Annotated in this window: 1 protein-coding gene and 1 pseudogene; one reads left to right on the top strand and one right to left on the bottom strand. The window is 64.8% G+C overall.

Going from position 1 to position 2,204, the window contains the following annotated elements; translation table 11 throughout:
• The first annotated feature begins 776 nt into the window (after window positions 1-776).
• Window positions 777-1,286 carry a hypothetical protein gene (locus MJD61_21395; protein MCG8557813.1) on the top strand — a complete coding sequence of 170 codons (510 nt, stop codon included), beginning with the start codon at window positions 777-779 and terminating at the stop codon, window positions 1,284-1,286.
• A 311-nt stretch (window positions 1,287-1,597) separates the two neighbouring features.
• On the opposite strand, the pseudogene MJD61_21390 reads toward MJD61_21395, so the two are convergent.
• Window positions 1,598-1,807 (bottom strand): annotated as a pseudogene (locus tag MJD61_21390) (ATP-binding protein).
• Between the last annotated feature and the right edge of the window lie 397 nt (window positions 1,808-2,204).

Genomic DNA, 2,204 nt, shown 5'->3' with positions numbered 1-2,204 from the left:
CACTAGGCTACGCGACCGACGCAGGCGGTGGTTCCCGCGCTCAGCTGGCGCGCCCTGGGCAGGCGCGCGGTCCGCAAGCTGTCACCCTACAAAGCGAGCTAGTGCCCGTCCCGAAACTCCGGACCGAGCATGGCGCAGCGCCGCGGGGTCGGATGGCGAGTCGGCGAACCGAGGAAATGCGGCGCACCGAGGTGCGCCGATCGTTTGAAGTAGGGAATCGTAGGCGAACCCGCTTGCGGGGAGTCGGGAATTTTCTCGCCTATCTGATGTCATCGCGTTCGGTCTCGCCGTGACCACGTCCGTGTCGTGCGATCGTGGTTCCGGGCCACCGTCGGCGGCGGCCAGTTCACGGCTCGAGCGTTGTATTGCCGCAACCGGGCTAAGACGAGGTGGCACCGCCACCGACGAAGCTCTCGCGGCGGCTCGTTCGTGCGTCGAAAAGTACGTGAGGCTGCCGACTATCGACAGGTGGGCAGCGCGGCTCGAGTCGACGCCGGAGCAGGTCCTTCGGGCGGGCGACCGGACGTTTGCGGACGCTCTCGTCGACTGTGGGAGTCGGAGTGGAATAGAGATCGCTGTCCAGGCTACGGTTGCGGGGACTATGCGGATCGAAGCGAGGAATGCGCGAACGGGTGAGCGCCTCGGGTCCACCCATCTCGCGCTGCAGGCGTGCACGAAGATGGCGGAACAGGCCGAGCAGGCCCAGCTTAGACCTTTCCTGCGGGCCCAGTGAGATGGCAGCGCACATTGAACGCAAGGGCTCACATGGAGGTGCGATGGCTCGCAAAGTGCGGACGCTCGTGATGTGTCTCGCTATCATCGCGGCCGCCGCCGCCGTGGGCGGGTGCCTGCCGCTAAACTTCTCGGCCGGCCCACAGGCCGCCTGGACGTGGGGAAGGGGCTCCGGGCTTGCCTGGGGCTGGGAGGCGGGCACCGGAATGGGTATCCAGCGATTGAATCTCGGCCAGACCTACGGGCAGGGGGGCAACTTGTCATACGCGGTCCTCGAGCCGCACATAATGTACGTAGGAGGAACCCTAGGTCTTGGCTACGATACGTCGTCGGGTGTTGATCTCGTAGCGGGCGTGTGGGAGGGCCTACCGCTTCTGTATCCGAACGATTGTTGGCCAGAAACCAAAAACAAGTTGGGCCTTCTGGTAACTGTCGCGCTGGGCTACCGCTTCGGCAGTGAGCACCAACTCTACGTGACTCCCAAGATAGGTCTCTCCCCATCTATGCGGGCATGCGAAAGGGGGCCGGTTACGTTTTCGGGCGACTTTCGATAGGCTCCCTCCCCTTGGTGGGTGCAGCACGGTAAGGGCGCGCGTGTGCCCCAGGACGTGGGCGGGAAGGACATTCAAACCTGCAAACGCTTTTGGTGAGGTAGCGCGGCGGTCGGGGGGGGCCTGATGCGAGTGTGGGATGCCCTGGACGAGAGCGTTGTTTGGGGTCAAGCCCGCGCTCGGCGCCGCGCAAACAAGGTGCTCCCTGCTCGGTTGACCGCGACCAGAGGACGCAAGCCGGTGATTGTTACCGATCGGCCAAAAGCGCGTCTATTCGGCGCGGTCGCGCCTGGGGGGTCGAGCACGCCGTTTCGAGCGGCGCGCTCTTTGGCTTCCTTGACTCGGTAGCTGTTGGCCTCGATGGGGATGACCTCGCACCTGTGGATGAGGCGGTCGACGGGGGTGACGACACAGGCGGCGTGGGGGAAGACGTCGGGCCACTCGCTGAAGGGTTTGTTGGTGGTGAGCACGATTGGTTTGAGGGCGTCGTAGCGTTGGGTGACGACCTCGAAGAGCAGGTCGGCACCAGCAACCGTACTTGCCCACGACTCGGCAGAATCTGACTCGTCCAATCTCTCATCGGGATACCTCCGGCTCGGCGCTGGTTGACTCTCGGGGCCGAGCTCGACGCTAGCCTGGCCCTCGTCGGCGCCCGGATTCCATCCCTGATGAGTCACTTTGTCGCGTACACGCGCCCGATAACGCGCCTGCCGTGTCGCGTGATGGCGCGCGCCCCGCGCGCTCTGCTGGTAGCGCGCCGACGCCTGGCGCAACTGCATTCGCCGCATCTGCGCAGCGCACCCCGAACCGCAGTAGCGCCGACCATGGTCACAGCCCCGACAGACTTTCACCTGACGACGGCAGCGCCCACAGCTAAAAAGTCGGTAACTCGCCTCGATCGCTCCGAAACTTCAGCCATTT

This window comes from Pseudomonadota bacterium (assembly GCA_022361155.1).
Classification (GTDB): Bacteria; Myxococcota_A; Polyangia; order Polyangiales; family JAKSBK01; genus JAKSBK01.
Note: the sequence above shows the minus strand (reverse complement) of the source record. Positions and strands in the feature narration are given on the sequence as shown.